Source organism: Bacillus sp. FSL R7-0166, assembly GCF_038008935.1.
GTDB lineage: Bacteria > Bacillota > Bacilli > Bacillales > Bacillaceae > Bacillus > Bacillus altitudinis.
Genome location: NZ_JBBPAC010000001.1, coordinates 2,404,806 through 2,428,941 on the forward strand (window position 1 = coordinate 2,404,806; position 24,136 = coordinate 2,428,941).

Sequence of the window (24,136 nt, forward strand, 5' to 3'; positions counted from 1 at the left end):
CTTTTCCTCCTCGTACGTCAAAGCACAGGTGAGACTTCGCTCATCATGCTATTCAGCCATTCCTTCAGCTCTTTGGCTGAGGAATATGTTAGTGTTTGATCGAGTTCCATCAATCGTTGTTTTGCTGTATAAGACGATGATGCGGTTAAATCTTTTTTAGGGGCATCACGCACTATTGACAGCACACCATTCTCTATTTTAACAAAACCGAGTTCAAAAAACACCTTTGTCATAAAAATGATTGTATCTTTTGTCCAACCTCTATGTTTGGCAAGCTCCATGCCTTGTTCTTTAATAGGAAAACTTCCCCGTTTGAACAAGAACCCATAAAACCATTTGAATTGATCACGGCTCGGGAATGAGGACATAAAGTGATCTTCTTTCCGCTGAAACACCGTATAAATTCTTGCTGGTTGTTGATTTTCTAAAAGCAGCTTGAGCAAGTGTTCATCGGCAGGAACATCGGCAAAGATCACATACTTTTCCTGCACATCAAACGTGGATACATTTTCTGCATCAATAAGATGAATCGGAATATCCACCAGCTCCGATTGCCTTTTTGTTTCTTCGTCAAAACAGAAGACCATCGTTTTTGCTGGATCAAGTGTTGATACTTTCTTTTCCCAATCTTTTTTCCCGCGTAAATCAAACAGCTGCCATTCATCGACTCTAGCGTCTTTTAGCATGAGCTGAGGTTTCTTTCGGTTATTCCATTCATTAATCGAGACCTCGCCAACGACAGAGATTTGACTCCCTGGGACAAGTTCTTCTTTTAGTTTGCCTTGATGAAAACCGACACAGTCGAGCAGCTTGTCTTCGTCTTTTAGTGACATTTTAATGTGATTTTGATTGGCCCCGATCGTTCGGATGTCTTCAAGCTGGGCGTCTTCAATCATAATGAACGGCTTAGGATTCTGCATGCCAAACGGGGACAGCAGCCCCACTTCTTCAATGGCTTGCACCGTCATTTCGTCCACTTTACATACTGCATCGACCCGTTGAATTGGAATAAAATCTTCTTCTGTCAACGTTTCATTTGCATATTGATTCAATCTTTCCCTAAGTAAAGGAACATCATCCGCTTGAAGTGTCATTCCTGCTGCCATCGGGTGTCCACCGAAATGCGGCAGGATGTCACGGCACTTGCTCAAATGGAAAAATAAATCAAAGCCAGGAATACTTCGAGCTGACCCTTTCGCCATCTGCGTTTCTTCATCTATTCCAAGCACAATCGCCGGACGAGAAAATGTATCCGTCAATTTTGAGGCAACAATGCCGACAACGCCTGGATTCCAGCCAGCTTTTGCTACGACGATAGCAGACTGGTCAGCACCTGTCTCTTCGACCATTTGAATGGCTTCTTCCGTGATCGTACTCACAATTTTCTGCCGTTCTTTGTTCAATTCTTGTACAAAACGAGCGAGTTCTTCTGCTTCATCCATATCCTCAGTCATGAGAAGATGAACAGCCGGATCTGCCTGCTCAATTCGTCCAACAGCATTCAGCCTTGGCGCAATTTGAAAGCCGACTGTTTCCTCATTTGCTTCTTCAAGAGTGGCGCCTGCTTCTTTTAATAACGCTTTTAACCCAGGCCGTCTAGACTGTCGAAGCTGCATAAGACCTTTTTTGGCAATCCATCTATTTTCATCATGCAGCGGGACAAGATCCGCAATTGTACCGATTGCAGCAAGATCTAATAATTCTACTGGGAGTTTACCAAGGAGTGCATGTGCCACTTTAAACGCAACACCGACACCCGCAAGCTCTTTAAACGGATACTCACATCCAGGCTGCTTAGGATGTACAATCGCAAGTGCCTCAGGCAGTTCCTCGCTTGGTTCATGGTGATCTGTGATGATCAGGTCTAATCCTATTTCTTTTGCAATACGTGCTTCATTTACAGCAGCGATCCCTGTATCCACGGTGATAACAAGCGATGCTCCTTGCTCTTTGATATATCGGAAAGCCTGTTCGTTTGGCCCATATCCTTCTTTAAATCGATCTGGAATATAAAAGTCTACCTTCGCAGATCGTTCTTTAAGTGTATGTAAAAGTACAGACGTACTTGTCACACCATCTGCATCATAATCTCCGAAGATCACAATCGATTCCTGCTCTTCGATCGCTTTGTTGATGCGCTCTACTGCTTCTTTCATTCCTTTTAATAAGAATGGATCATGAAATTCGGCTTTTTGATCAAATAAAAAAGACCTCGCTTCTTCTACTTCTTCGAGCCCTCTTTGTACAAGAAGTGATGCAGTCAGCGCTGAAATATTCAGATTTTCAGAGAGTGATTTCACTTTTTCTTCGCTAGGATGTTCATATTCCCAACGCATTTTGGATAATAACATAAATTCACCCCTCAACCACACTATTATACTAGAGTGGACTGAGGGGTTTCAATTTTTATTTTATGAAATGATACTGGAAGATTATTTTTCCTTCCGGTCAAAAGACGCTGGCTGTTCTTTTAAAGGCGTGACATTCGTTTTCTTTTGAACGTCTTTGTCCACCTTTTTATGGGAAGAAGCAGGGCTTACTCCAGCGGCTGCACGTTCAGCTTTTAATACTTTTAATTCACGTTTTAGTTTCACAATTTGGAAAATCCCTGCAAAAGCCACAATGAGTCCGCCCATAAGAACAGAACCGATAATGACAAGAATCAGCGGCCATTCAGCCGTTCCAAATAAGTAGTCTACCTGTACAGGCCGCACGTTAATGACAGCAAATACTGAGACAATTAATACGAAAATAAATGCGAGTATGATGGTCCATTGTTGTTTATTCATCTACAAATCCCCCAAGCTTTTTCTTTTATTCTTCCCTCTTTCTTGTCCTTTTTAAACACAGAAAGAAAATTGCGGAAGGTTTTCTATCAGCATGGGCGCTTAGCTGCTGAGTTTTTCTTTAATGAGGCTCTTTAATTCTTTTCTTTCTCCAGAGATGACAAGGGTGTCTCCTTCTTCAATCACCGTATCTGGTCCTGGGTTTAAAATTTTCTCATGTGATTTTCTCACAATGGCGATGACTGTCACTTGATAGTTTTGGCGAACACTCAGGTCTCCGATCGTCTGGTTAACAGCCGGTGCGTTCTTTTCAATCTTAAACCATTCAATGATGAGTTCATCAATGGCCACCTCCACTGTCTCAAGCGCTTTTGGTTTATAGACCATGCCGCCTAAAATAGCCGAGATTTGTCTTGCTTCTTCATCGCTAAGCAAGATACCAGAAATACATTCTTCGTGATCATCTTCTTGAAAATGATACATCTCTCTTCTGCCGTCATCATGTGTGATAATGGCAAGTTTCTCATTATTTCTTGTGATCATTTCGGCTTTGTGACCGATACCTGGCAGTTCAGTTTCCCGAACCTTCATAACAGCCCCTCCAATGAATAAAAGCCAAATGCCCCAAACGGACACTTGCTTTCTATACTGATCTAAACGTATGTCATTATAGCAAAAGACCATTTCAAGATCAATGAAACCCGAAATGTTTTTACATATCATCTTATTGTTGTGACGATGACAAGTATGATGCATGAAAAAAAGACTGCCAAGCTGGCAGTCTTTCTTGTTTAAATATCTTGTTCTGTGTCGATTTTAGCCGGCTTTTTCAGCTCACGACCTTTCCATATCAGCCAAATTTGTGCCGCAATGTAAAGGGATGAATACACCCCTGTTAATAGTCCGACAAGTAAGGCGATGGAGAAGTTTGTAATAGATGCTGAACCGAAAATGAGAAGTGCAATCACCACAACAAGTACGGTGAGCACGGTGTTCACAGAACGCGTAAAGGTTTGCTGTAAACTTAAATTCACAATGTACGATAAATCTTCGATCGTTTTCGGTTTGCGTTTCTTCATTTGCTCACGCACCCTGTCGAAGGTGACAATCGTGTCATTGATTGAGTACCCAATGACCGTGAGTATCGCTGCAATGAAGGTGACATCCACCTCTAAACGCGTAATGCTAAAGAAGGCAACGATAAAGAATGCGTCGTATAGCAGAGAGACAATCGCTGCAATCGCCATTTTATACTCAAATCGGATAGATACATATAAGATAATCCCGATCGAAGCAATGATGACAGCGTATAATGCGTTACGTGCCAGCTCTTTTCCAACCGTCGGAGACACTGTACTTACGTTAGGCTCCGTTCCATATTTATCTTTGAAGTAATCTTTCACTTCAGCGATTTTTTCTTTATTCGGAACACCGACAAATCGAGCTGCTGCTTGATTTTCTTTTTGACCCGATAACACAACACTGTCTGTCTCAAGGTCTAGCTTTTTAAAATCTTGCTCCACCTGTTCTGTTGACAGTTTATGGTCACTTTGAATATCAACTCTAGTACCACTTGCAAAGTCAATACCTGCATTGAGCTTGAAGATCGACAGCACAATGATTCCAGCAATGGTAATGGCTGCCGAGAAAATCATAAAGCCTTTACGTTTGCTGACGAAATCCCATTTATCAAATGGTGTTTTCGGTTCAGTATTTTCAGTTGTTTCATGAATATCAATAATGTCTTTCTGACGAACCCCAAACCAGCCTTTTCTGCGGTCGAGATAACGGCTTTCTACAAGTAATCCAAGAAGGAATCTTGATAGGAAGACAGCCGTGATAAAGCTTGTCAAAATCGATAGGATAAGCATGGTTGCAAACCCTTTGACAGAGCTTGTTCCAAAGAAGAATAGAACCCCGCCGGCAATAATACTTGTTAAGTTTGCATCAAAGATCGTGGCAAATGATCTGCGGTTACCCGATCTGAAAGCAGAACGGACAGATTTACCGAGCTTGAGCTCTTCTTTAATCCGCTCATACGTAATAATGTTGGCATCTACAGCCATCCCTACCCCAAGAATCAATGCAGCGATTCCAGGCAGTGTCATGACCGCACCCATCCAGTCAAAGACTTGCAGTGTGATATAGATATAAGCTGACAGTGTAATGACAGCAACAAGACCTGGTAATCGGTAATAAAACAGCATGAATAAGAAGATAAATGCGATTCCTACAATTCCTGCGAAGACTGTTTCGTTTAGTGCTTGCTCACCAAACTGTGCACTCACAGATGTTGAATATTTTTCGGTTAATTTTACTGGCAATGCACCGGCATTTAAAATGCTCGCAAGGTCTTTTGCCTCTTGAACCGTAAAGTTTCCTTCGATTTGTACGTCACTGCTGTTAATTTCTTGGTTTACATTCGGCGCAGATACATACTTATGATTTGATTTAGAGACTTCTTTTTTGAAGGAATCTCCCTTATGATAATCAAGCCAAATGACAAGCTGATTGTTTGGTGCCATCGCCGCTACTTTTTTTGTCACGTCACCAAACTTTTTCGCATCCTTTAGTTTGACTGTCACGATCGGCTCATTCGTTTGATTGAATGTTTGTTTTGCACCATTTTCAACAAGATCAGATCCGTTTAGAAGCTCTTTGTCATTCGTATCTCTGAAGGAAAGCTGTGCTTCAGTCGATAGAATCTCCCGTGCTCTGTTTTGATCTTTTACGCCCGCAAGCTGTACGCGGATACGGTTGTTTCCTTCAATCGAAATGTTCGGCTCACTGACCCCAAGCACGTTGGCTCTTCGGTTTAAAGCCTCTACTGTACTGACGAGAACACCATTTGTGATCTTGTCTTCTTTTTTCACTGGGTGTACATCATACAGAACTTCAAATCCACCCTGTAAGTCCAGCCCTAGCGTCATATCTTTCGCAACGGGCTTCGTTAATAAGCCCACACCAGTTCCGATTAACAGAACCACTAAGAAAAACGCAAGTATGCGCCCTTTTTTCATTATGTATTTCCTCCTTAAACACCTGAATCCATTTAGATGGCTTATTTCAACAGTTCGTCCAGCATATTCTTGCCATCTTCACTGTCCAAAAAAGCAGACGTTTTAAACGACTGAACGGTTGCATAGTTCATAAATTCGCCAATTTTCACAGATAAAATATCTGCAACCATTTCATGAATCGGATACTCTTGTTTTTTCTTCCACTTCTTATTCTCTAAGTATGACCATAATTCCTCTAAATCTACATCTTTATAGCCCAAAACGATGAATTCTTCAAGCTTACTGAACAGAAAAGGCTTTAAATGGTCTTTGTATATAGCAGCCGGATGTTGTGTCAATGTGAGGCTCCCCCTTTTCAGTTTTTTATCGAGAGACTTGTCATGCTTGGACGATATACACGCATATCTTATTGTATATGATTCTATGTCGTTTGAGAAGGCAGGTGATCTGTGATTTGACGAAGCAAACGTTTTTAAAAGGGACGATTATTTTAATTTTAGCAGGTTTTATTACAAGAATATTGGGTTTTGTCAATCGAATTGTGATTGCAAGGTTCATTGGTGAAGAAGGCGTAGGGCTTTATATGATGGCAGCGCCTACCTTTTTTCTCGCCGTGACGCTGACACAATTCGGACTTCCTGTTGCGATTAGTAAGCTAGTCGCAGAAGCAGAAGCCCGTGGTGACAAACAGAAAACAAAACGCATTCTAGTGATGTCCCTTGCGATAACAGGAACACTCAGCCTGATTTTCACGCCGCTTTTTTTATGGTTTGCCCCTATTATGGCGGAAAATATGCTGACAGATCCTAGAACGGTCTATCCTCTGCTTGCCATTACACCAGTCGTACCCGTTATTGCGATCTCAAGTGTGTTAAGGGGCTATTTCCAAGGAAGACAGCAAATGAGCCCGCTTGCGATGTCGCAAGTACTAGAACAGGTCGCAAGAATTTCACTCGTAGCAGTATGTACAACAGCGTTCCTGCCTTATGGAATTGAATACGCAGCAGCAGGCGCCATGATTTCATCTGTCATTGGCGAAATGATTTCACTTGCTTACTTACTGATTGCCTTTCGTTATAAAAAGACTATCCGTATCCGAAAACGTTTTTTCAAGGCAATTCATGATGGGAAGGATACGTTTAAGCAGCTCATGAGTATTGCCCTGCCAACGACAGGCAGCCGTTTCATCGGCAATATCTCTTGGTTTTTAGAACCGATTGTCGTCGCGCAAAGCCTTGCGATTGCCGGTTATGCAGCTGTAGAAGCAACAAGGCAGTACGGAGAATTGACAGGACTTGCGCTCACCCTTTTGACACTTCCTAGTTTTATCACGTATTCTCTCTCCACCGCACTAGTTCCAGCGATTAGTGAGGGGATGGAACAGAACAAACGCAAAACGGTTGAATACCGGCTCAAGCAGGCGATGCGCCTTTGTTTATTAAGCGGGGGTATTTCATGTATTATCCTTTTCGTGTATGCAGAAAATTTAACCCTCTTCATGTATGGTTCATCTCATGCCGCTGTCTATGTAAAATTCATGGCCCCCTTCTTTTTGCTCTATTACTTTCAAGGGCCGTTGCAGGCTGTCCTTCAAGCATTAAATTTAGCGGGGGCAGCGATGACCAACAGTTTGATAGGTGCTGTTGTGAAAACAGGTATGATCTTTGTTCTTGCTTCACAGCCAAGCTTTGGCATTATGGGCGCAGCGCTTGCGATACTCATAGGCATCGTTCTTGTCACGTTGCTCCATGCGGCAACTGTCGGTAAAGTGCTGCCTATTCATTTACCATTAAAAGAATATGGACTTTGCGTCCTTGTGATCATCGGTACTGGGGCGGTCAGCTTATGGATGAAACATCAAGCGAGCGGACTCTTTTCCGCACCTTTAGAGCTTGTAATGATGATCTTTTTGACGTGCATGCTGTATGTCATTCTATTAATCTGTCTTGGGCTAGTGAAACGAGAAGAGCTACGCCGCATCCCGTTTATTGGGAAGCTGCTTTAGCTCATTCTTTCTTGATCACTTCATCTTTCAAATCAATATAAAAATCCTTCTGATTAAAGCTGCAGTAGGAGATTTGCTCGATGTCATGATAGCCTCTTTTGACAAGCTCCTTTATCAGCCACTGTTCATCATGGTTGATCTGCTTGAGATGATCATGCTGAACCACACCGTCTGCAATAAGAGGGAGCTCAAGCGCTGCATGTTTGCGCTTGTTTTCTTTTTCAACAACGGCGAGCTTTCCTGAAGGCTCTAAGATGGCATATGAGACATCCTGGATACTATCGATGTTATTTTCTCTTAATTGAATCAGCAAATCATCAAAATTGTATCGCTGTTTTCTCATCGCACCCTCATCTATTTTTCCGTTGATGATGAGCAGGGCTGGCTTACCGTCGAGAAAACGCCGGACACCTTGAAATTTTAATGACAAATAGGCAAGGGTGATTTGAATGAAGGTTAACAGCAGGATCGGCCATACTGTATGTAACATGTGATCCTCTACTTCTTCTATGGCGAGCACCGCAATTTCAGCGATCATCATAAAAATAACAAGATCTAAAATACTCAGTTCCCCAATCTCCCTTTTGCCCATTAAACGAAAGATAAACCAAATGAGAAAATATAAAATGATCGTTCTCATGGAGATAATTAAGATGTCCTGCATATGATGTAAACCCTCCTTCTCCACCATAGCTTGTGTCAAAACACTTTATTTATGTAGAAAAGAAAGCCTCGGTTTTTATCACGAGAAACATGTCTATTTTTTCTTCTCCGTGAATACATTTTAGTAAAAGACAAGCTTCGGTCAATTGGAGAGGAGACGAATTACATGCAGGAAACGAAACAAATAGGAAAAGGCATTTTATCTGGCTTAATTGCTATTTTTGTCGTGATGATTGTCACAAGCTTACTTGTATCACTGATGCTTACCTTCACAAGTATGCAGGAATCATCGTTTAAATGGATGATCATGATCTTGTCCTTTGCGGCACTTTTTCTAGGAGGAATGATTTCTGGAGGAAAAGCAAAGGAACGGGGCTGGCTCATTGGCGCCATGACCTCTTTTATCTTTTCACTCACTGTTTTTTTATTTCAATATTTAGGGTTTGGAGAAACCTTTTCACCAGAACAATTCATCTATCATGCAGCCTTTTTGGGAATTTGTATGCTAGGGGGAATGATTGGGGTTAATCTTCGGGGCAAATAAAAAAAGAGCGAATGATATCGCTCTTTTTTTATCGCTATGTATTGGAGGATTAACCTTTGTCAGCTAATTCTCTAATAGCACGTCGGTCGAAAGTTAAACGGTTGTTTTCGCTTGTTTTGATGACCACTTTTGATTCATCAATATAGTCGATTTCACCGTGTAAACCACCGATTGTGACGATTTTATCGCCTTTTGATAAAGATTGCTGCATCTGACGCACAGCTTTTTGTTGCTTTTGCTGTGGACGGATTAACAAGAAGTAAAGCACAGCAAACATGACAACAATCATAATGATTGAACCCATACCACCATCCATTCTATCTCACCCCTTTCTAAAGCATTGTAAAGCTTTTCGTTTATGCGTTAAAAGTTTTTCGCATTCGGTTTGTTAAAGCCATAACGCTCAAAAAACTCTTCTCTAAAATCACCTAAACGATCCTCACGGATAGCTTCTCTCACTTGCTCCATTAATTTTAACAGAAAATGAAGATTATGATAAGTTGTTAATCGAATTCCGAACGTCTCATTTGTACGGATCAAATGTCTAATATAAGCGCGTGTGTAATTTTTACATGTGTAGCAGTCACAGTTTTCATCGATTGGTCTGAAATCACGCTCATATTTAGCATTTTTCACAACAAGGCGTCCTTCACTTGTCATGAGCGTACCATTTCTTGCAATTCGCGTTGGCAGTACACAGTCAAACATATCGACACCGCGGATCGCACCGTCAATTAATGAATCTGGTGAGCCAACACCCATTAAGTATCTTGGCTTGTCATCCGGTAAAAATGGCGTTGTGAACTCCAGCACACGGTTCATCACATCTTTAGGTTCACCAACAGATAAACCTCCAATGGCATAGCCTGGGAAATCAAGTGAAACAAGATCTTTTGCACTTTGTTTACGAAGCTCTTCGTATTCTCCGCCCTGTACAATGCCAAACAGTCCTTGATCCTCTGGACGCTGGTGCGCTGTTAAGCAGCGCTCTGCCCATCTGCTTGTCCGCTCTACAGAACGTTTCATATAATCGTACTCTGCTGGATACGGAGGGCATTCGTCAAATGCCATCATAATATCTGAGCCGAGCGCATTTTGAATCTCCATCGCTTTTTCAGGAGAAAGGAACAACTTATCTCCATTTAAGTGATTACGGAAGTGAACGCCTTCCTCTTCAATTTTTCTAAATTCACTCAAAGAAAACACTTGGAAACCGCCTGAATCTGTTAGAATCGCTCGATCCCAGTTCATAAATTTGTGCAGGCCGCCTGCTTCTTTGACAATGTCATGCCCCGGGCGCAGCCATAAATGATACGTATTGCTTAAAATGATGCCTGCTTCCATTGCTTTTAACTCTTCAGGCGCCATTGTTTTCACTGTAGCCAGTGTACCAACTGGCATAAATACAGGTGTTTCAAAGGAGCCGTGCGGTGTATGAACGCGTCCAAGACGTGCACCTGTTTGTTTGCATGATTTAATGAACTCATAACGTATCGGTAATTGCGACAAAAATGAGCCCTCCTGTCTTTGTTGTATGATGTTATTGAATCAGCATGGCATCGCCAAAACTGAAGAATCGGTATTCCTCTTTTACAGCCTCATTGTACGCTTTTAGGACGTGTTCTCGTCCAGCTAATGCACTGACAAGCATAATTAAAGACGATTTTGGCAGGTGGAAATTCGTGATCATGCCATCAATTGCCTTAAATGTATAGCCTGGATAAATAAAAATCGACGTCCAGCCGCTTGACGCTTTGAATTCACCATCATAAGCACTTGCAATGGTTTCAAGCGTTCTTGTCGAAGTTGTTCCGACTGAAATAATCCGCCCGCCTTCTTTGCGCACGCGATTAAGCTCTTCTGCCGTTTCTTCATTCATTTCGTAAAACTCTGCGTGCATTTCATGTTCTTCAATGCGTTCAGCACTGACCGGTCGAAATGTGCCAAGCCCTACATGGAGCGTAATAAACGCAATATGCACTCCTTTTGCTTTCAGTGCATCCAGCAGTTCATTTGTAAAGTGAAGACCGGCAGTAGGCGCAGCAGCAGAACCAACTTCTTTGGAATAGACGGTTTGATAACGCTCACGATCGTCAAGCTGCTCCTTAATGTACGGAGGCAGCGGCATTTCACCTAAGGATTCAAGTACTTCATAAAAAATGCCTGTATACTGAAACTCAACTTTTCTTCCGCCATGTTCCAGTTCTTCTGTACATACCGCTTTTAATCGTCCATCACCAAATGTAATGACTGTTCCGTTTTTCACACGTTTTGCTGGTTTCACAAGCGTTTCCCATTTGTCTCCTTCTTCTTGTTTTAAAAGAAGCAGCTCCACTTTAGCACCCGTATCCTCTTTCGTTCCAAACAGACGTGCAGGTAATACACGTGTATTGTTTAAAACGAGACAATCACCCTTTTGAAAGTAATCTGTGATTTGCGAGAATGTGTCATGTGTGATGTCACCTGTTTGTTTATTTAAGACCATCAGTCTTGATGCATCTCGTTTTTCAAGCGGCACTTGTGCAATCAATCTTTCTGGTAAATCAAAATCAAATAGTTCTAACTTCATTTCCTTCACCTATTCTGTAGTTAACTAGTTAACGTTATTTCATCCGTCCGAAGACATTGAGTAAAATGGTTAGGACGATGCTAATGACAATGCATGTAATCACAGGAAAAAAGAACGTTACGTTCCCTTTTTTCACGAAAATATCGCCTGGAAGTTTCCCAACCAATTGAAACACTAAACCTGCGGCAAAAAGGACACCACCTAAAATCATCAACATTTTAGGGAATTCAGTCACGAATCGGAACCTCCATATGAAAATGTTCATACGCTTCTCTTGTGACGACCCGCCCTCTTGGTGTTCTTTGCAGAAAACCAATTTGCAGTAAATACGGTTCGTACACATCTTCAATCGTATGTGATTCTTCTCCAATTGTCGCTGAGATCGTATCAAGTCCAACAGGACCGCCTCTAAATTTTTCAATCATACTTAAAAGCAGCTTATGATCGATATGATCAAGTCCGAGTCTGTCAACTTGCAGACGCTCAAGAGCATCTTCTGCAATGTCTTGTGTGATCGAATGATTTCCAAGCACCTGCGCAAAATCTCTCACTCTTCTGAGCAGACGATTGGCGACCCTCGGTGTGCCTCTAGATCTTCTTGCAATCTCTTCAGCTGAACGAATGTCGATCCCAATCTCAAACAGCTCGGCTGTTCTTGCTACAATGTGAGCCAAATCTCTTTGCTCATAGTATTCCAATCTTGCATGAACCCCAAACCTATCACGAAGCGGCGCTGTTAAAAGCCCAACACGGGTTGTAGCACCTACAAGCGTAAATGGCGGTAAATCAAGCCGCACAGAGCGTGCTGTATCTCCTTTTCCAATCACGATATCTAGACAAAAGTCCTCCATCGCTGGATATAGCACTTCCTCTATAGAACGCTGCAAGCGATGAATTTCATCAATAAACAGAACATCGCCAGGTTCAAGAGATGTTAAGATCGCCGCCAAGTCACCAGGGCGTTCAATCGCTGGTCCAGACGTTGTACGCAGCTGAACATTCATTTCATTGGCAATGATCGACGCAAGCGTTGTTTTCCCAAGTCCCGGCGGTCCATATAAAAGGACGTGATCCAGTGTTTCCTGCCTCATTCGGGCAGCTTCAATAAATACGCTGAGATTATCCTTTACTTTCTGCTGGCCAATATATTGACTAAGCGTTTGTGGACGCAGACTTTGCTCAATGGCTGATTCATGGTTGTCTGCTTCAGTTGAGACGAGCCGTTCATCCATGAGACATCACCCTATTTCAACATTTTTTGTAAAGCTTTTTTCACATATTGATCGGTTGTAAGATTCTTCTCTTCTTTTAATAAAGGAAGAACCTTTTTGATTTCACGATCACCATACCCAAGGACACTTAAGGCTTCAACCGCTTCATCTAAAGCGCTTTGCTGCGTTTCAATCTGGATATGATCCTCGTGGTTAAATAAGTTTCCTATCATTTCAGGCACCACATCTGCGAGCTTCCCTTTCAGATCTAGAATGATCTGTCGTGCTGTTTTTTTGCCAACACCCGGGAATTTAATGAGGAAAGCTTCATCCTCTCGTTCGATCGCTGAAATGACAGCGCCAGGGTCACCGGAAGCAAGAATCGCAAGCGCACCCTTCGGTCCAATGCCTGTGACATTTAACAGTTTTGTGAACAACGCTTTTTCTTCTCGTGTTTGAAATCCATATAACGAAAAAGCGTCTTCCTTTATGTAATGATACGTATAAATCGTTTCTTGTTTTGTTACTCGATAGATAAACGGATTTGGGGTATAGACTTGATATCCCACTCCGCCGTTTTCAATGACAACATATTGCGGGCACACATAATCAATGGTCCCTTTTACAAACTCTATCACCGTTTTCACCTCTTTGACTGTTCTCCATTGTAACATAAATCGAAGAGAAAACCGTAATAAAAGTTAACATACGTTCGCTCAGCCTTTTTTCATCGTCAACCCATGAAAAAGAGCTTGCGGTCTTCACACCAGCAAGCTGTCATACGATTAAAATGATTGTTCATTTCGGTAAGGTTTCATGACTTCAAGCACATGCTCAAATTCATCTTTTGTTCGAAACGGAATGCCTTGTGCAAGCTGCTGCTCTACATGACTTTCCAAGCGGGACGTATCAATTTGAAAAAAGAGATGAATAGGCTCCGCCCACCCGTCAGGCCTTCCATGAAACGTAGAAATCACGCCGACTTCTGATAATCCGATATATCCATTTGCTTTACTCAAAGGCGATATATCGTCAATTTGCTTTCTAAAAAGGGCAAAATCCTCTCGCTGTTCTACCAATGTCCAGCCCTTATACTGGGCCCAAAATGTGTCTTTGTCTTCTAATGATGCCCGCTGTCTTTCAATACTTACATCGCCGTCTAGATAGACCTTTTCAAGCTGAACGTTGATGGTTTTTGACTCTTTTTGCAAGTGTTCTGCTGCTTCCATATCAACAGCGAAAAAGAGTACACTTGTCATGATAAGCCCTGTAACGAAATACTTTATTTTCAATTTCACTATTTACACCTCTTTAGAACATAAGATCGATGCATGACATATGTAGTTTGACCCATTTTCCTAAACATTAACCAAATCGGTGTCTTGACACATATTGAGCGTCTTTCGTTGTATCCTCCGTGCGTAAATGTTATGTTTTATACAATCCATTGCTCTACCGAATCACATGGTTTTTTCATCATTCGTTTTTCAGCCGCATAAACTGAAACCAAAGAAGGTGAAGTCAATGTCAGATGTCAAAAGATTAGCCGAATCGATTCAGTATCAAGAAGAAAAGCGTTTTAATAAGCTCGTCTTTAAACCGGCTGAGCTTGAGCTGTGCGGCAAAGGAAGAAGTGCCTATGTATTTTCATACAGAAAAGACGGCAAGAAAATGGCGTTAAAAGTCTTTTTTCCTTCTTATCGAAATATCGCCCGCAAAGAGGCTGAAATTTATGAAAAACTTTCCGGCTCCTCCTATTATCCTGAGATTTACGAGTCTGGGGATCAATATATTTTAATGGAATATATTAAAGGTTATACTTTCTATGAATGCCTGACAAAAGGAATTCCGATCAAAAAACAAATGATTGAACAAGTAGATGATGCATTGGAAGAAGCACGCGCGAAAGGTTTAAATCCTTCTGATATTCATCTGAGAAATTTAATTTTAACAAAGGATGGCCGCGTCAGGGTCATTGACGTCGCCCGCTTCACGCAAACGAAAACATGTCATCAATGGGATGATTTAAAAGCTGCATACACCTATTATCAAAAACCTTTTTTCCCTAAAAAAGCGCCGCGTCTATGGCTTGAAGTGATTGCCTATTTGTATAAGAAAAACTGGCTGTCTCGAAGTCAGCTGAACAATCGAAATGATTTTACTGCATAATGAAAGCCGCTCTCTTTGAGCGGCTTTCTGTTTTATTCTGTTTCTACATGGATACTATTCACATTTAATAGGTTAATGATTTCATTATTCAGCTTAAACCAATGATTGGCTTCCTCAATTTTTTTATACACATCATAGGTAGCTGGACGTTTCAGCTCGAAATCGAGCACTTCCCCATTGTTCATATGAAATGTTACCTTAAATACTTTCATCATAAGATCACCTTCCACTCTGTCTTGTTCACTAACCGAATCGGTCAGCTCTTTTCATTCATTCTCTATTCAATCCGTTTCCCCTGCTTCTTTCCTTCTAAACACAAGAAGTTTAAATTTTGTTTAAATTCGCACAACATATCTATCTATATACTCTTCAAAAGAAGTATATTGAATGAAAAGGAGGCTGTCTTTATGAAACAAAAGAAAAAACGAACATCTCCAGAGAGACAAACAGTTCTATTTCATTTAACAGATGCCCTCATCCCAAGTATTGAAACGATGGCGATTGCAGTAAAAGCATTTTTCCACCTCGTGAGAAAAGCCATTTCAGCCGTTTTATAAAACCCCGCACTAGAGGAGTGCGAGGTTTTTTTTAGGATTGATAGATTTGGCTGCCTTGATTGATAAACTCTTTTGCCTTCTTCTCCATCTCTCTTTTCACTTCTTCTGATTGGTTGCGGATGTCATGGGATATTTTCATACTGCAAAACTTTGGTCCACACATGGAACAGAAATGAGCGGTTTTAGCACCTTCAGCAGGCAATGTTTCATCATGGAATGCCAGCGCTCGTTCTGGATCAAGTGACAGGTGAAATTGATCCCGCCATCTGAATTCAAATCTCGCTTTCGATAAGGCATCATCACGCTTTTGAGCAGCAGGATGTCCTTTTGCTACATCAGCTGCATGTGCGGCAATTTTATAGGCGATGACGCCTTCTCTTACATCTTCTTTGTTCGGCAGACCTAAATGCTCTTTTGGTGTCACATAGCACAGCATGGCGGTTCCGTACCAGCCAATCATCGCCGCACCGATCGCGGATGTAATATGATCATATCCCGGTGCAATATCTGTTGTTAGAGGACCTAACGTATAAAAAGGTGCCTCTTTGCATATCTCCATCTGCTTATCGACATTCTCTTTGATTTTATCCATTGGAACATGACCAGGTCCTTCAATCATGACCTGTACATCATGTTTCCAAGCGATCTCTGTCAATTCCCCTAACGTTTCCAGCTCTGCAAACTGCGCTTCGTCATTTGCGTCCGCAATGGATCCAGGTCTGAGCCCGTCCCCAAGCGAAAAGGCAATGTCATATGTTTTCATGATTTCACAAATTTCTTCAAAATGGGTATACAGAAAGTTCTCTTGATGATGAGCGAGACACCATCTTGCCATAATGGCTCCGCCTCTTGAAACAATTCCTGTGACACGGTCGACTGTGAGCGGAATATACCTTAACAGGACGCCCGCATGAATGGTGAAGTAGTCAACCCCTTGCTCTGCCTGTTCAATTAATGTGTCTCGGTATACTTCCCACGTCAAATTTTCTGCGATTCCATTCACTTTTTCAAGTGCCTGATAAATTGGGACAGTTCCTACTGGGACTGGGCAATTGCGGATAATCCATTCTCTCGTTGTATGAATGTCCTTTCCTGTAGACAGGTCCATCATCGTATCTGCCCCCCATCTAATTGCCCATGTCATCTTCTCCACCTCTTCTTCAATGGACGACGTCACAGCTGAATTGCCAATATTCGCATTAATTTTCACGTGAAAATTCTTTCCGATGATCATCGGCTCACTTTCTGAATGGTTGATATTCGCTGGAATGACCGCTCTCCCACTAGCCACTTCCTCTCTAACAAACTCAGGACTTAGCTGTTCTCTCAAAGCGATAAACTCCATTTCAGGCGTAATGATGTCCTTTTTTGCATAATGCATTTGCGTCACACAAGCACCTTGTTTCCCGCGGAGCGGCACATGATGAAAATCTGTATGGGCAGCTTGAAAGGATTCTTTCCCATTCAAGCGATATCCATTATTTTCTGGCTTTACTTGACGCCCTTCATAGCTTTCAGTATCTTCTCTTTCTTTAATCCATGCTGATCTCAGGCGCTTTAATCCCTTTGTGACATCAATATGAGCCTCCTCATCTGTATACGGTCCACTTGTATCGTACACACGAATCGGTTCATTTTGGATATCACCTGCTTGTGTCACTGTATTTGTGAGCGCAATTTCTCTTTTTGGCACCAAAATGTCAGGTCTTGAGCCTTGTTCATATACCTTTCGACTGCCTTCAAAGTTTGATAATAAAGATTGCGTTGATGGAACATTTGTCTTTTCATTCATTTGCTGTTCTCTCCTTCTTTTCGTGTCACCGGACAGGATGGAATCAGCACCAGCAAAAAACCAGATTCTATGTAAAGAACCTGGTTTCGTCGTCAGAAAAAAACATGTATGCCATTCATATGGCACATGTATCATCTTCAACTTCCCCACGCTGGTACGAGCCAGATCAGGTCCAAAGGGTTAAGAAGCTTGTCTTCTCTCTCAGCCCGCATTTCCGGGCACCCCTAGTCACTTATATTGATTTCCACAACAGTGTAGCATAGCTGAGAAATGAAAAAAAGAAGTTTCAGGAAAATAGTTCCTTTCCCCTACAATGAATACACGATCTTCACGATATACATCTTTCTATACACGATTTATCTCTCTCATTTCGATTAAATCAGAAATAATCATTGATCCTTTTCTCCTAATATGTATAATTAATCTAAACGGAGAATTTTTATACAAACATGATTCAAAGGAAGTTCTAGTCGATTGCAAACATTTCTTACATTTATCGTCGTTGGATTCTCAATTGCTCTACCTGTTGGAGCGATCACGGTTGAAATGACAAAGCAGGGATTAAAAAACGGATTCTTTCATGGATTAACTGTAGGCGCTGGTGGTATGACCATCGATATATTGCTCATCTTGGCTTTATATGCTGGATTTGCTCAATTTTTATCTTTGCCCTTTATCCAAATTCCGCTCTGGCTGATCGGTGCCATCTTTTTAATGATTCTTGCCTACGATTCGATTAAAAATGCGGATCAAGACATCCATTTAGCAGGAGAAAAAGTGAATAAATCATTCGCTAAAACATACCGAAATGGGCTGCTCGTCGCGGTATCCCCTGGAAACCTTGTGTTCTGGGTATCTGTGTTTGGTGCTGTACTGGCAGATGCTTATAAAAATACAAATTCATCTGAATTTATATTGGCTGCTGCGGGTATTTTGGCAGGGATTCTTCTTCATGACATCGGTCTTCTCACGATTGTTTCCCTAACAAGAAAAGTGATGAACCGAACCATGATTAAGTGGACATCCATTATTGCCGGTATTTTATTACTTGGATTTGGCTGTTATTTCTTTTATGAATTTTATATCGGGATCAAAGTTTATTTTTAAAGAAAGGCTAAAGTTCGTCATGAACTTTAGCCTTTTTTATTCCAGCTTATCGGGTCATGCCTGTCTGACCTGTTTCAAATTGCGTTTTTCTCATATCTCTGAAGCGTGTAAATGCGCCTTCGTCTTTAATGACTTGGACAGCTCTACCATCTGCATAACGAGTCGCTGCTTCTTCTACTTGGGATACACCCTCTGATGTCAAGCGCCCATCTGTTTTAAGAGCAATATACACATTTTCATCCGTCACCATAACTTGTGAGTCTGTCACATGGTTCATTTTGTTCACTCGGTTGGCGATTTTTCTTGAACGCTGGATGTTCTCTTGTTTATCGTAGCCAGAGAACGACATTTGGTTATGATAGTTCATATCTCCATGACTGTAGCGTCCATCTCCCCCAGTAAGTGGCATCCTCACTTGATCCTGTGTAGGGCGTGAACGATAATCAACATTCGTTGTATTTCTTCCGTTCATTCCCTCCATAAGCTCAGAAACTGGTCCTTGATGATCTTGATTGTTGTCTGTTGCCTGTTGATTGGAGTGGTATCCAACTGGCTGACCTGATTGATTATGACGTGTATCTACACCCGCATTGTTATTTGTACCACATGCCGTTAATCCAATAGGTAGAAGCACTAAGGCGATTGTTTTTTGCCATTTTTGTCTCAAACGAAAAACCCCCTGTACAAATTGAATCTCATGAGCGCAAAACAGGCTCTGTTTTAGCATGTACAGTTGAGGACAAAAACAAGCTGTCAGTTATAAACAAAAAAAGGAACGATTGAGATCGTCCCTTGTGTCATTAATCTTCTTCGTCTTCTTCTGGTCTTGCAAAGACAGATGGGTTTTGATAAGGCTGCTGCATATAAGGCTGTGCTGGATAAGCACCCATTTGACCATATGGAACAGGGTTTGGATAATGTCCAGGCCATGGTTGATGATGCTTCATGCCATCATCGCATCCGCAGTCTTCCTTGCCATATGCTTCATTTGGAGCGTTTGGATAAAAGCCTTGATTGACATTGGCATTTACATTCGCGCCTGCATTTGGATGCATATGGTGGTGCCAGTGATGCCCGTCGTTTGCATGATGCTCATGATTTTCACCATAATAAGCCGGTGCTTGATACGCAGGATAATATGGCTGAGCCGCTGGGTAAGGATACGGCATCATGTGATGGTGATAATACGGCTGTACCGGATAACAAAGGCCTGATCCCGGTAAAATAGGAGAAGCGGGTACCATTTGCTGCGGATATGGATACATTGCTGGCATGTAATGACCATAACCATAATAAGGATCATATGATTCTTGATGATGGTGGTGATGCTCTTTATTTTCAGCCATGCCCCCTACTGCTGCCCCTCCAACATTCGGCATTTGCGGGAAATTAGGAAGGTTTGGGTAATTACTATGCTCCATTTCTTTTCCCTCCTCTTTTTGATGTGGGATATGAATGAATGGATCATATCCCTTTGCCACTTCATCTTTGAAATGATCCTTATTTTCATGATGAAAATGGTCCTTGTGATCTTTATGATCCTTTTTCTCATGAACATGATCTTTCTTTTCATGAACGTGATCTTTTTTCTCATGATGTTCTTTTTTGGGAGGAGGCGTGAATGGCTGGTAGAGATTCGTCTGATAATAGTTTACATCAACTTGTGGAAAAACTGGCTGTTCAATCTTTGGTACTGGTGGCACATAAGGTACCGGTTCATTCGGTTTTTCCTTCGGCTTCGTATCTTGAACTTGCACGACATCCTTTGGCTTTTCTTTTACATACGGGTGTTCTTTTGCTTTTGGCATTTCTTTTGCTTTGTGATGATCGGTTTTGACAGGAACACCACTAGATGGAATTTTGATTTTCATTCCTGGCATGATCAAATCTGGATTACTGAGCTGCGAATTTAATTTTTTCAATTCTTGAAAGTCGACTCCGTACTTCTTTGAAATTTTCCAAAGGGAGTCTCCTTTTTGCACAATATGAATTTTCAACGTTTTCCCCTCCTATGCAAAACGTGAACGTAGCGGTTATGTCAGAAGTACAATATGTTTCAACATAAATTTATGCCTATTTACAAGCCGATATGATAAAAACTTGTTTTCTGATAGGAGGGGACACTTCATTATTTAATGGTGAGCATCTTATTTAAAGCGAGCAATGCCTCTTTTGTCGTCTCTTCATTCACTTGAATCAAACCGACTGGCTCCCCTTTTTCAATGCTTTCAAGTGACCATAGTAGATGAGGCAGATCAATACGGTTCATTGTCAAACATGGACACATATCTGGATTGAGGGATTCGATTTGTTTGTCAGGGTGCTGGTCAATGATTCGTTTCACTAAATTCATTTCTGTTCCAATGGCCCACTTGCTTCCTGCTGGTGCCTGCTTGATCGTATCAATAATAAATTTCGTTGAACCAGCTAGATCAGAAGCCTTTACAACTTCATGTGTACACTCTGGATGAACAAGAATCTGTATGTCACGGTCTCGTTTTCTCGTTTGTTCAATATTCTCAATGGTAAATTTCTCATGAACAGAGCAATGACCTTTCCATAAAATCATTTTGATTCGATGAAGCGGTTGGTCGGTGATGAGCTTTTCTTCTATTTGATCCCAGACAGCCATTTCCTCTAGCGGAATCCCTAAATCATAGGCCGTGTTACGCCCTAAATGCTGATCAGGAAGAAAAAGAATTCGCTCTTTTTGGGTCAGCGCCCACTCCAATACTTTTTTAGCGTTTGAAGATGTGACAGTCGATCCGCCATGTTTGCCGACAAATGCTTTAATATCAGCCGTTGAGTTTACATAAGTCAGCGGAAGGATCGTATCTCCAAACAGCTCAGTGAGCTGATCCCACGCCCTGTCTGTTTGTTTCATATTCGCCATATCTGCCATTGAACAACCTGCTCTCATATCTGGCAAAAAGACGTGCTGATTCTTTTTTGATAACATATCGGCCGTTTCTGCCATAAAATGAACCCCGCAAAATACAATGTATTCTGCTTCGTGATTGTCAGCAGCAATTTGTGCAAGCTGCAATGAATCACCTGTCACATCAGCAAATTGGATGACTTCATCTTTTTGATAATGATGACCCGGTATAAAAAGCTTTGATCCAAAAGCGCGTTTAATCTCTAATACTCTCTCTTTCATTTCATCATAAGAGCGCTGTTTATATTCATCTGGCATCATGGCTGTATGCTGCGCTGCTAACACATCAAGCATGGACATGAGTCGTTCCCCCTTTATGGCTGAATTCCATATTCATACTAAAATCGAATGATGGAGCAGAATGTGTGAGGAATCCAAGTGAAATAAGGTCTACACCTGTCCCCCGGTAGTTAGCCACATTCTCCAACGTGATACCGCCTGATGCCTCTGTCAATATGGTTTCAGGGGTCATTTGTTTAAAGCGCTTCACTTCGTCTGGAGAGCAGTTGTCAAACATGATGACATCTGCTTTGGCATCAATGGCTTCCATCAGCTGTGCTTCTGATTCAATTTCCACTTCAATTTTCACCATATGACCGGCGTATGCTCTTGCTTTCTCCACAGCTTCCCTGATAGAACCACAAGCCGCAATATGATTATCTTTAATCATCACCCCATCGGATAAGCCGAAACGATGATTCTTTCCACCTCCGACTTTTACTGCGTACTTCTCCAGCATGCGCAAACCGGGTGTCGTCTTTCTCGTATCACAAATCGTAATAGATGGATCAGCTAATCGCTCTACTGCTTCATGCGTTAGTGTAGCAATCCCTGTCATTCTTTGCAGGATATTCAACACCACCCGCTCCCCTTTCAGCAAGTCGTTGACGGGGCCAGTTATTTGTGCCAGTACAGCCCCTTCCTGAATCCAATCACCTTCCTGGAAAAACAGCTCAGTTTGAACTTGTTCATTCAGCAGTTTGTATCCCATATCAATGACTTGCGTCCCGGCCAATACGCCTGATTGTTTCGCCATGATGTAAGCTGTTCCTTTCTTGTCTCCAAAGATGGCATCAGCGGATACATCTCCAAACCCAATATCTTCTTTTAAAAAATGAGTGAGCATTTGCTTTAACTGTAAACGTTCCATTTGGCACCAATCCTTTCATTTTTTACGATATAAATATAGCCCTGTTCATGTACAATCTGTTTTGCTCGCCACGAAGCATCATGCCGATTAGGATAATCTGTGCGATAATGACCGCCCCTGCTTTCTGTTCGGAGTAATGCAGATTTGACAAGGCATATGGCTAAAGCCCATTGATTCGTTATTTCGATCTGTTCATTTGTGATATTCTTCACATTGATTTGCTGAAAAGAGACTTGTTCTAAATGATCGAGCAAAGTCTGTAAGCCTTTCTCATCTCTCACAATTGCGGCATATGCCGTCATCCATTTTCTGAGCTGAGCCAGTGACACCGTTGGGACAGACCATACTTCTTGAATGGAAGGAGCAAGGTTTTTATCTTGCCAGGTTTGCAACCGCTCAATATACCGTGCCGCCTTGTTTCCTAAAACGAGACCTTCTAAGAGCGAATTACTTGCCAGTCGATTGGCGCCGTGTAAACCTGTACAAGCTGCTTCACCAATGGCAAAAAGTGATGGAACTGTTGTTTCTCCATGTTCATTCACCTTAATTCCACCCATTAAAAAGTGCATACCGGGTGAAACTGGCAGCCTTCCGCTTGCCATATCAACTCCCGCACGCTGACACATCGAAGCAATCGCAGGAAAACGTGCAGAAAAATGCGGAATATCACGGATGTTCAGATAAATGGAATGACCGAGTTGCTGCTCATGGAAAATGGTCCTTGCCACCACATCTCTAGGCGCTAAATCGCTCTGTGGGTGGATTCCTTTCATGATCCGCCTGCCTGATTCATCTTCTAAATAGGCGCCCTCTCCCCTGACTGCCTCTGATACGAGCCCGATCGCTTTACCTGAAGTGGTCAAAAGGGTCGGATGGAATTGCACAAATTCGAGATCTACTAGCTGTGCCCCTGCGCGATAGGCCATCATCAGACCATCTCCTGTCACAGACGGATCATTTGTGTTTGTTTCATATAAGGATCCACAGCCGCCAGTGGATAATATAACTGCATCTGCGGTCATTGTATGTACATGACCTTTTTCGTCTTTCCACACAACACCTGTACATACCCCATCATGAACTAACAGATCCATGACATGATGATTTTCGTATACATGAATGTGTGAGCCGAGCTTCCCTTTCAAAAACTGCACGAGGGTTTTTCCCGTTTGATCTCCTCCTGCATGCAGAATACGATGGGTCGTATGGGCTCCCTCTTTACCTAACTGCGGGATTCCCGTTTCATCTCGATCAAATGGGCAGCCCTCTTCTACGAGCTTCTTTACAAGATCTTTTCCATGACGGACGATCTCCTGTACAGTTTTGTCATCATTGTGACCACACCCCGCAGCTAAAGTGTCTTGCACATGCTGATCGACAGAATCATGTGCGGAAAAGGCTGCAGCGATTCCCCCTTGTGCGAGCATGGAATTACTAGAGGAAAATTGTTTTTTTGTCATCATGATGACTTGGCAGTTCTCTGAGATCGTATTCACAAAGGAAAGAGCCGCAATGCCCGACCCCACCACAATGACTTTTTTGATAGATGACACAATTGCCCCTCCTGTCATTTACACCTGTCTTGACACATATCATTACACAACACTACAATAAATACAAGAAAA

Annotated in this window: 25 protein-coding genes and 1 riboswitch; of the genes, 5 read left to right on the forward strand and 20 right to left on the reverse strand. The window is 42.0% G+C overall.

The window, feature by feature from the left end; genetic code table 11:
- Positions 1-17 precede the first annotated feature (17 nt).
- The 5 genes from recJ to NST01_RS12435 all read right to left on the reverse strand — a co-directional run bounded on the left by recJ (position 18) and on the right by NST01_RS12435 (position 6,144).
- Positions 18-2,351, reverse strand: a complete 2,334-nt coding sequence (gene recJ, locus NST01_RS12415) for a single-stranded-DNA-specific exonuclease RecJ (RefSeq protein WP_046344112.1) — start codon at positions 2,349-2,351, stop codon at positions 18-20.
- Between the two features lie 81 nt (positions 2,352-2,432).
- Positions 2,433-2,789, reverse strand: coding sequence for a LapA family protein (locus tag NST01_RS12420; protein ID WP_129547744.1), 357 nt, complete (start codon positions 2,787-2,789; stop codon positions 2,433-2,435).
- 99 nt (positions 2,790-2,888) lie between these two features.
- Entirely contained in the window at positions 2,889-3,377 is a 489-nt protein-coding gene (locus NST01_RS12425; protein WP_008342734.1) for a cation:proton antiporter regulatory subunit, read from the reverse strand.
- Positions 3,378-3,577: 200 nt separating this feature from the next.
- Positions 3,578-5,806 carry a protein translocase subunit SecDF gene (gene secDF / locus NST01_RS12430; RefSeq protein ID WP_081114279.1) on the reverse strand — a complete coding sequence of 743 codons (2,229 nt, stop codon included), beginning with the start codon at positions 5,804-5,806 and terminating at the stop codon, positions 3,578-3,580.
- Between the two features lie 41 nt (positions 5,807-5,847).
- Positions 5,848-6,144: a post-transcriptional regulator gene (locus NST01_RS12435; RefSeq protein ID WP_003216788.1), complete on the reverse strand. Its 297-nt coding sequence runs from the start codon at positions 6,142-6,144 to the stop codon at positions 5,848-5,850.
- A 116-nt stretch (positions 6,145-6,260) separates the two neighbouring features.
- On the opposite strand from NST01_RS12435, the gene spoVB reads away from it, so the two are divergent.
- On the forward strand, positions 6,261-7,811 hold the full coding sequence (gene spoVB / locus NST01_RS12440) for a stage V sporulation protein B (RefSeq protein ID WP_056705836.1): 1,551 nt from the start codon (positions 6,261-6,263) through the stop codon (positions 7,809-7,811).
- 1 nt (position 7,812) lies between these two features.
- Here the strand turns inward: spoVB and NST01_RS12445 are convergent, their stop codons facing one another.
- Positions 7,813-8,475, reverse strand: coding sequence for a DUF421 domain-containing protein (locus NST01_RS12445; RefSeq protein ID WP_056705838.1), 663 nt, complete (start codon positions 8,473-8,475; stop codon positions 7,813-7,815).
- Positions 8,476-8,640: 165 nt separating this feature from the next.
- On the opposite strand from NST01_RS12445, the gene NST01_RS12450 reads away from it, so the two are divergent.
- Positions 8,641-9,018, forward strand: a complete 378-nt coding sequence (locus tag NST01_RS12450) for a TIGR04086 family membrane protein (protein ID WP_007501492.1) — start codon at positions 8,641-8,643, stop codon at positions 9,016-9,018.
- A 49-nt stretch (positions 9,019-9,067) separates the two neighbouring features.
- On the opposite strand, the gene yajC is transcribed toward NST01_RS12450, so the two are convergent.
- From yajC to NST01_RS12485, 7 genes are all read right to left on the reverse strand, one after another.
- The gene (gene yajC / locus NST01_RS12455) at positions 9,068-9,334 is read right to left on the reverse strand and encodes a preprotein translocase subunit YajC (protein ID WP_003216659.1); all 267 of its coding nucleotides are present in this window, start codon (positions 9,332-9,334) and stop codon (positions 9,068-9,070) included.
- Positions 9,335-9,381: 47 nt separating this feature from the next.
- Positions 9,382-10,527: a tRNA guanosine(34) transglycosylase Tgt gene (gene tgt / locus NST01_RS12460; RefSeq protein ID WP_008342748.1), complete on the reverse strand. Its 1,146-nt coding sequence runs from the start codon at positions 10,525-10,527 to the stop codon at positions 9,382-9,384.
- A 31-nt stretch (positions 10,528-10,558) separates the two neighbouring features.
- The gene (gene queA / locus NST01_RS12465; RefSeq protein WP_007501498.1) at positions 10,559-11,587 is read right to left on the reverse strand and encodes a tRNA preQ1(34) S-adenosylmethionine ribosyltransferase-isomerase QueA; all 1,029 of its coding nucleotides are present in this window, start codon (positions 11,585-11,587) and stop codon (positions 10,559-10,561) included.
- Between the two features lie 34 nt (positions 11,588-11,621).
- Positions 11,622-11,822: a DUF2905 domain-containing protein gene (locus tag NST01_RS12470; RefSeq protein WP_008342752.1), complete on the reverse strand. Its 201-nt coding sequence runs from the start codon at positions 11,820-11,822 to the stop codon at positions 11,622-11,624.
- Complete coding sequence (gene ruvB, locus NST01_RS12475) at positions 11,815-12,819, reverse strand: Holliday junction branch migration DNA helicase RuvB (RefSeq protein WP_326115860.1); 1,005 nt, start codon at positions 12,817-12,819, stop codon at positions 11,815-11,817. Before ruvB ends, NST01_RS12470 begins: the two co-directional genes overlap by 8 nt.
- Positions 12,820-12,830: 11 nt before the next feature.
- A complete protein-coding gene (gene ruvA, locus NST01_RS12480) occupies positions 12,831-13,436 on the reverse strand; it encodes a Holliday junction branch migration protein RuvA (protein WP_017358123.1) in 606 nt (201 codons plus the stop codon).
- Between the two features lie 147 nt (positions 13,437-13,583).
- Positions 13,584-14,096 (reverse strand): intercompartmental signaling factor BofC, encoded by a 513-nt coding sequence (locus NST01_RS12485; protein WP_341041961.1) that lies wholly within the window; start codon positions 14,094-14,096, stop codon positions 13,584-13,586.
- Positions 14,097-14,322: 226 nt separating this feature from the next.
- Between NST01_RS12485 and NST01_RS12490 the strand changes: the two genes are divergently transcribed.
- Positions 14,323-14,967, forward strand: a complete 645-nt coding sequence (locus NST01_RS12490) for a protein kinase family protein (protein WP_326115864.1) — start codon at positions 14,323-14,325, stop codon at positions 14,965-14,967.
- A gap of 32 nt (positions 14,968-14,999) precedes the next feature.
- Here the strand turns inward: NST01_RS12490 and NST01_RS12495 are convergent, their stop codons facing one another.
- On the reverse strand, positions 15,000-15,182 hold the full coding sequence (locus tag NST01_RS12495) for a hypothetical protein (RefSeq protein ID WP_008342761.1): 183 nt from the start codon (positions 15,180-15,182) through the stop codon (positions 15,000-15,002).
- Between the two features lie 192 nt (positions 15,183-15,374).
- Between NST01_RS12495 and NST01_RS12500 the strand changes: the two genes are divergently transcribed.
- Positions 15,375-15,524: a hypothetical protein gene (locus NST01_RS12500; RefSeq protein WP_164071257.1), complete on the forward strand. Its 150-nt coding sequence runs from the start codon at positions 15,375-15,377 to the stop codon at positions 15,522-15,524.
- A 31-nt stretch (positions 15,525-15,555) separates the two neighbouring features.
- On the opposite strand, the gene thiC is transcribed toward NST01_RS12500, so the two are convergent.
- On the reverse strand, positions 15,556-17,316 hold the full coding sequence (gene thiC / locus NST01_RS12505) for a phosphomethylpyrimidine synthase ThiC (RefSeq protein ID WP_341041962.1): 1,761 nt from the start codon (positions 17,314-17,316) through the stop codon (positions 15,556-15,558).
- A gap of 126 nt (positions 17,317-17,442) precedes the next feature.
- Positions 17,443-17,552, reverse strand: a riboswitch (TPP riboswitch).
- A gap of 238 nt (positions 17,553-17,790) precedes the next feature.
- On the opposite strand from thiC, the gene NST01_RS12510 reads away from it, so the two are divergent.
- On the forward strand, positions 17,791-18,423 hold the full coding sequence (locus NST01_RS12510) for a LysE family transporter (protein ID WP_024718389.1): 633 nt from the start codon (positions 17,791-17,793) through the stop codon (positions 18,421-18,423).
- A gap of 46 nt (positions 18,424-18,469) precedes the next feature.
- On the opposite strand, the gene NST01_RS12515 is transcribed toward NST01_RS12510, so the two are convergent.
- From NST01_RS12515 to nadB, 5 genes are all read right to left on the reverse strand, one after another.
- Positions 18,470-19,090 (reverse strand): YhcN/YlaJ family sporulation lipoprotein, encoded by a 621-nt coding sequence (locus tag NST01_RS12515; RefSeq protein ID WP_017367717.1) that lies wholly within the window; start codon positions 19,088-19,090, stop codon positions 18,470-18,472.
- 133 nt (positions 19,091-19,223) lie between these two features.
- Positions 19,224-20,420, reverse strand: coding sequence for a SafA/ExsA family spore coat assembly protein (gene safA / locus NST01_RS12520; RefSeq protein ID WP_017358127.1), 1,197 nt, complete (start codon positions 20,418-20,420; stop codon positions 19,224-19,226).
- Positions 20,421-20,551: 131 nt separating this feature from the next.
- Entirely contained in the window at positions 20,552-21,661 is a 1,110-nt protein-coding gene (gene nadA / locus NST01_RS12525) for a quinolinate synthase NadA (RefSeq protein WP_007501511.1), read from the reverse strand.
- Positions 21,648-22,511 carry a carboxylating nicotinate-nucleotide diphosphorylase gene (gene nadC / locus NST01_RS12530; protein ID WP_024718392.1) on the reverse strand — a complete coding sequence of 288 codons (864 nt, stop codon included), beginning with the start codon at positions 22,509-22,511 and terminating at the stop codon, positions 21,648-21,650. Before nadC ends, nadA begins: the two co-directional genes overlap by 14 nt.
- Positions 22,493-24,064, reverse strand: a complete 1,572-nt coding sequence (nadB, locus tag NST01_RS12535) for an L-aspartate oxidase (protein ID WP_098680671.1) — start codon at positions 24,062-24,064, stop codon at positions 22,493-22,495. Before nadB ends, nadC begins: the two co-directional genes overlap by 19 nt.
- Between the last annotated feature and the right edge of the window lie 72 nt (positions 24,065-24,136).

Excerpts from the sequence above, each read along its gene's own strand:
- recJ (WP_046344112.1), bottom strand. The coding sequence starts at position 2,351 with ATGTTATTATCCAAAATGCGTTGGGAATATGAACATCCTAGCGAAGAA.
- NST01_RS12420 (WP_129547744.1), bottom strand. The coding sequence starts at position 2,789 with ATGAATAAACAACAATGGACCATCATACTCGCATTTATTTTCGTATTA.
- NST01_RS12425 (WP_008342734.1), bottom strand. The coding sequence starts at position 3,377 with ATGAAGGTTCGGGAAACTGAACTGCCAGGTATCGGTCACAAAGCCGAA.
- secDF (WP_081114279.1), bottom strand. The coding sequence starts at position 5,806 with ATGAAAAAAGGGCGCATACTTGCGTTTTTCTTAGTGGTTCTGTTAATC.
- NST01_RS12445 (WP_056705838.1), bottom strand. The coding sequence starts at position 8,475 with ATGCAGGACATCTTAATTATCTCCATGAGAACGATCATTTTATATTTT.
- NST01_RS12450 (WP_007501492.1), top strand. The coding sequence starts at position 8,641 with ATGCAGGAAACGAAACAAATAGGAAAAGGCATTTTATCTGGCTTAATT.
- yajC (WP_003216659.1), bottom strand. The coding sequence starts at position 9,334 with ATGGATGGTGGTATGGGTTCAATCATTATGATTGTTGTCATGTTTGCT.
- queA (WP_007501498.1), bottom strand. The coding sequence starts at position 11,587 with ATGAAGTTAGAACTATTTGATTTTGATTTACCAGAAAGATTGATTGCA.
- ruvB (WP_326115860.1), bottom strand. The coding sequence starts at position 12,819 with ATGGATGAACGGCTCGTCTCAACTGAAGCAGACAACCATGAATCAGCC.
- NST01_RS12490 (WP_326115864.1), top strand. The coding sequence starts at position 14,323 with ATGTCAGATGTCAAAAGATTAGCCGAATCGATTCAGTATCAAGAAGAA.
- NST01_RS12495 (WP_008342761.1), bottom strand. The coding sequence starts at position 15,182 with ATGATGAAAGTATTTAAGGTAACATTTCATATGAACAATGGGGAAGTG.
- NST01_RS12500 (WP_164071257.1), top strand. The coding sequence starts at position 15,375 with ATGAAACAAAAGAAAAAACGAACATCTCCAGAGAGACAAACAGTTCTA.
- thiC (WP_341041962.1), bottom strand. The coding sequence starts at position 17,316 with ATGAATGAAAAGACAAATGTTCCATCAACGCAATCTTTATTATCAAAC.
- nadA (WP_007501511.1), bottom strand. The coding sequence starts at position 21,661 with ATGTCCATGCTTGATGTGTTAGCAGCGCAGCATACAGCCATGATGCCA.
- nadC (WP_024718392.1), bottom strand. The coding sequence starts at position 22,511 with ATGGAACGTTTACAGTTAAAGCAAATGCTCACTCATTTTTTAAAAGAA.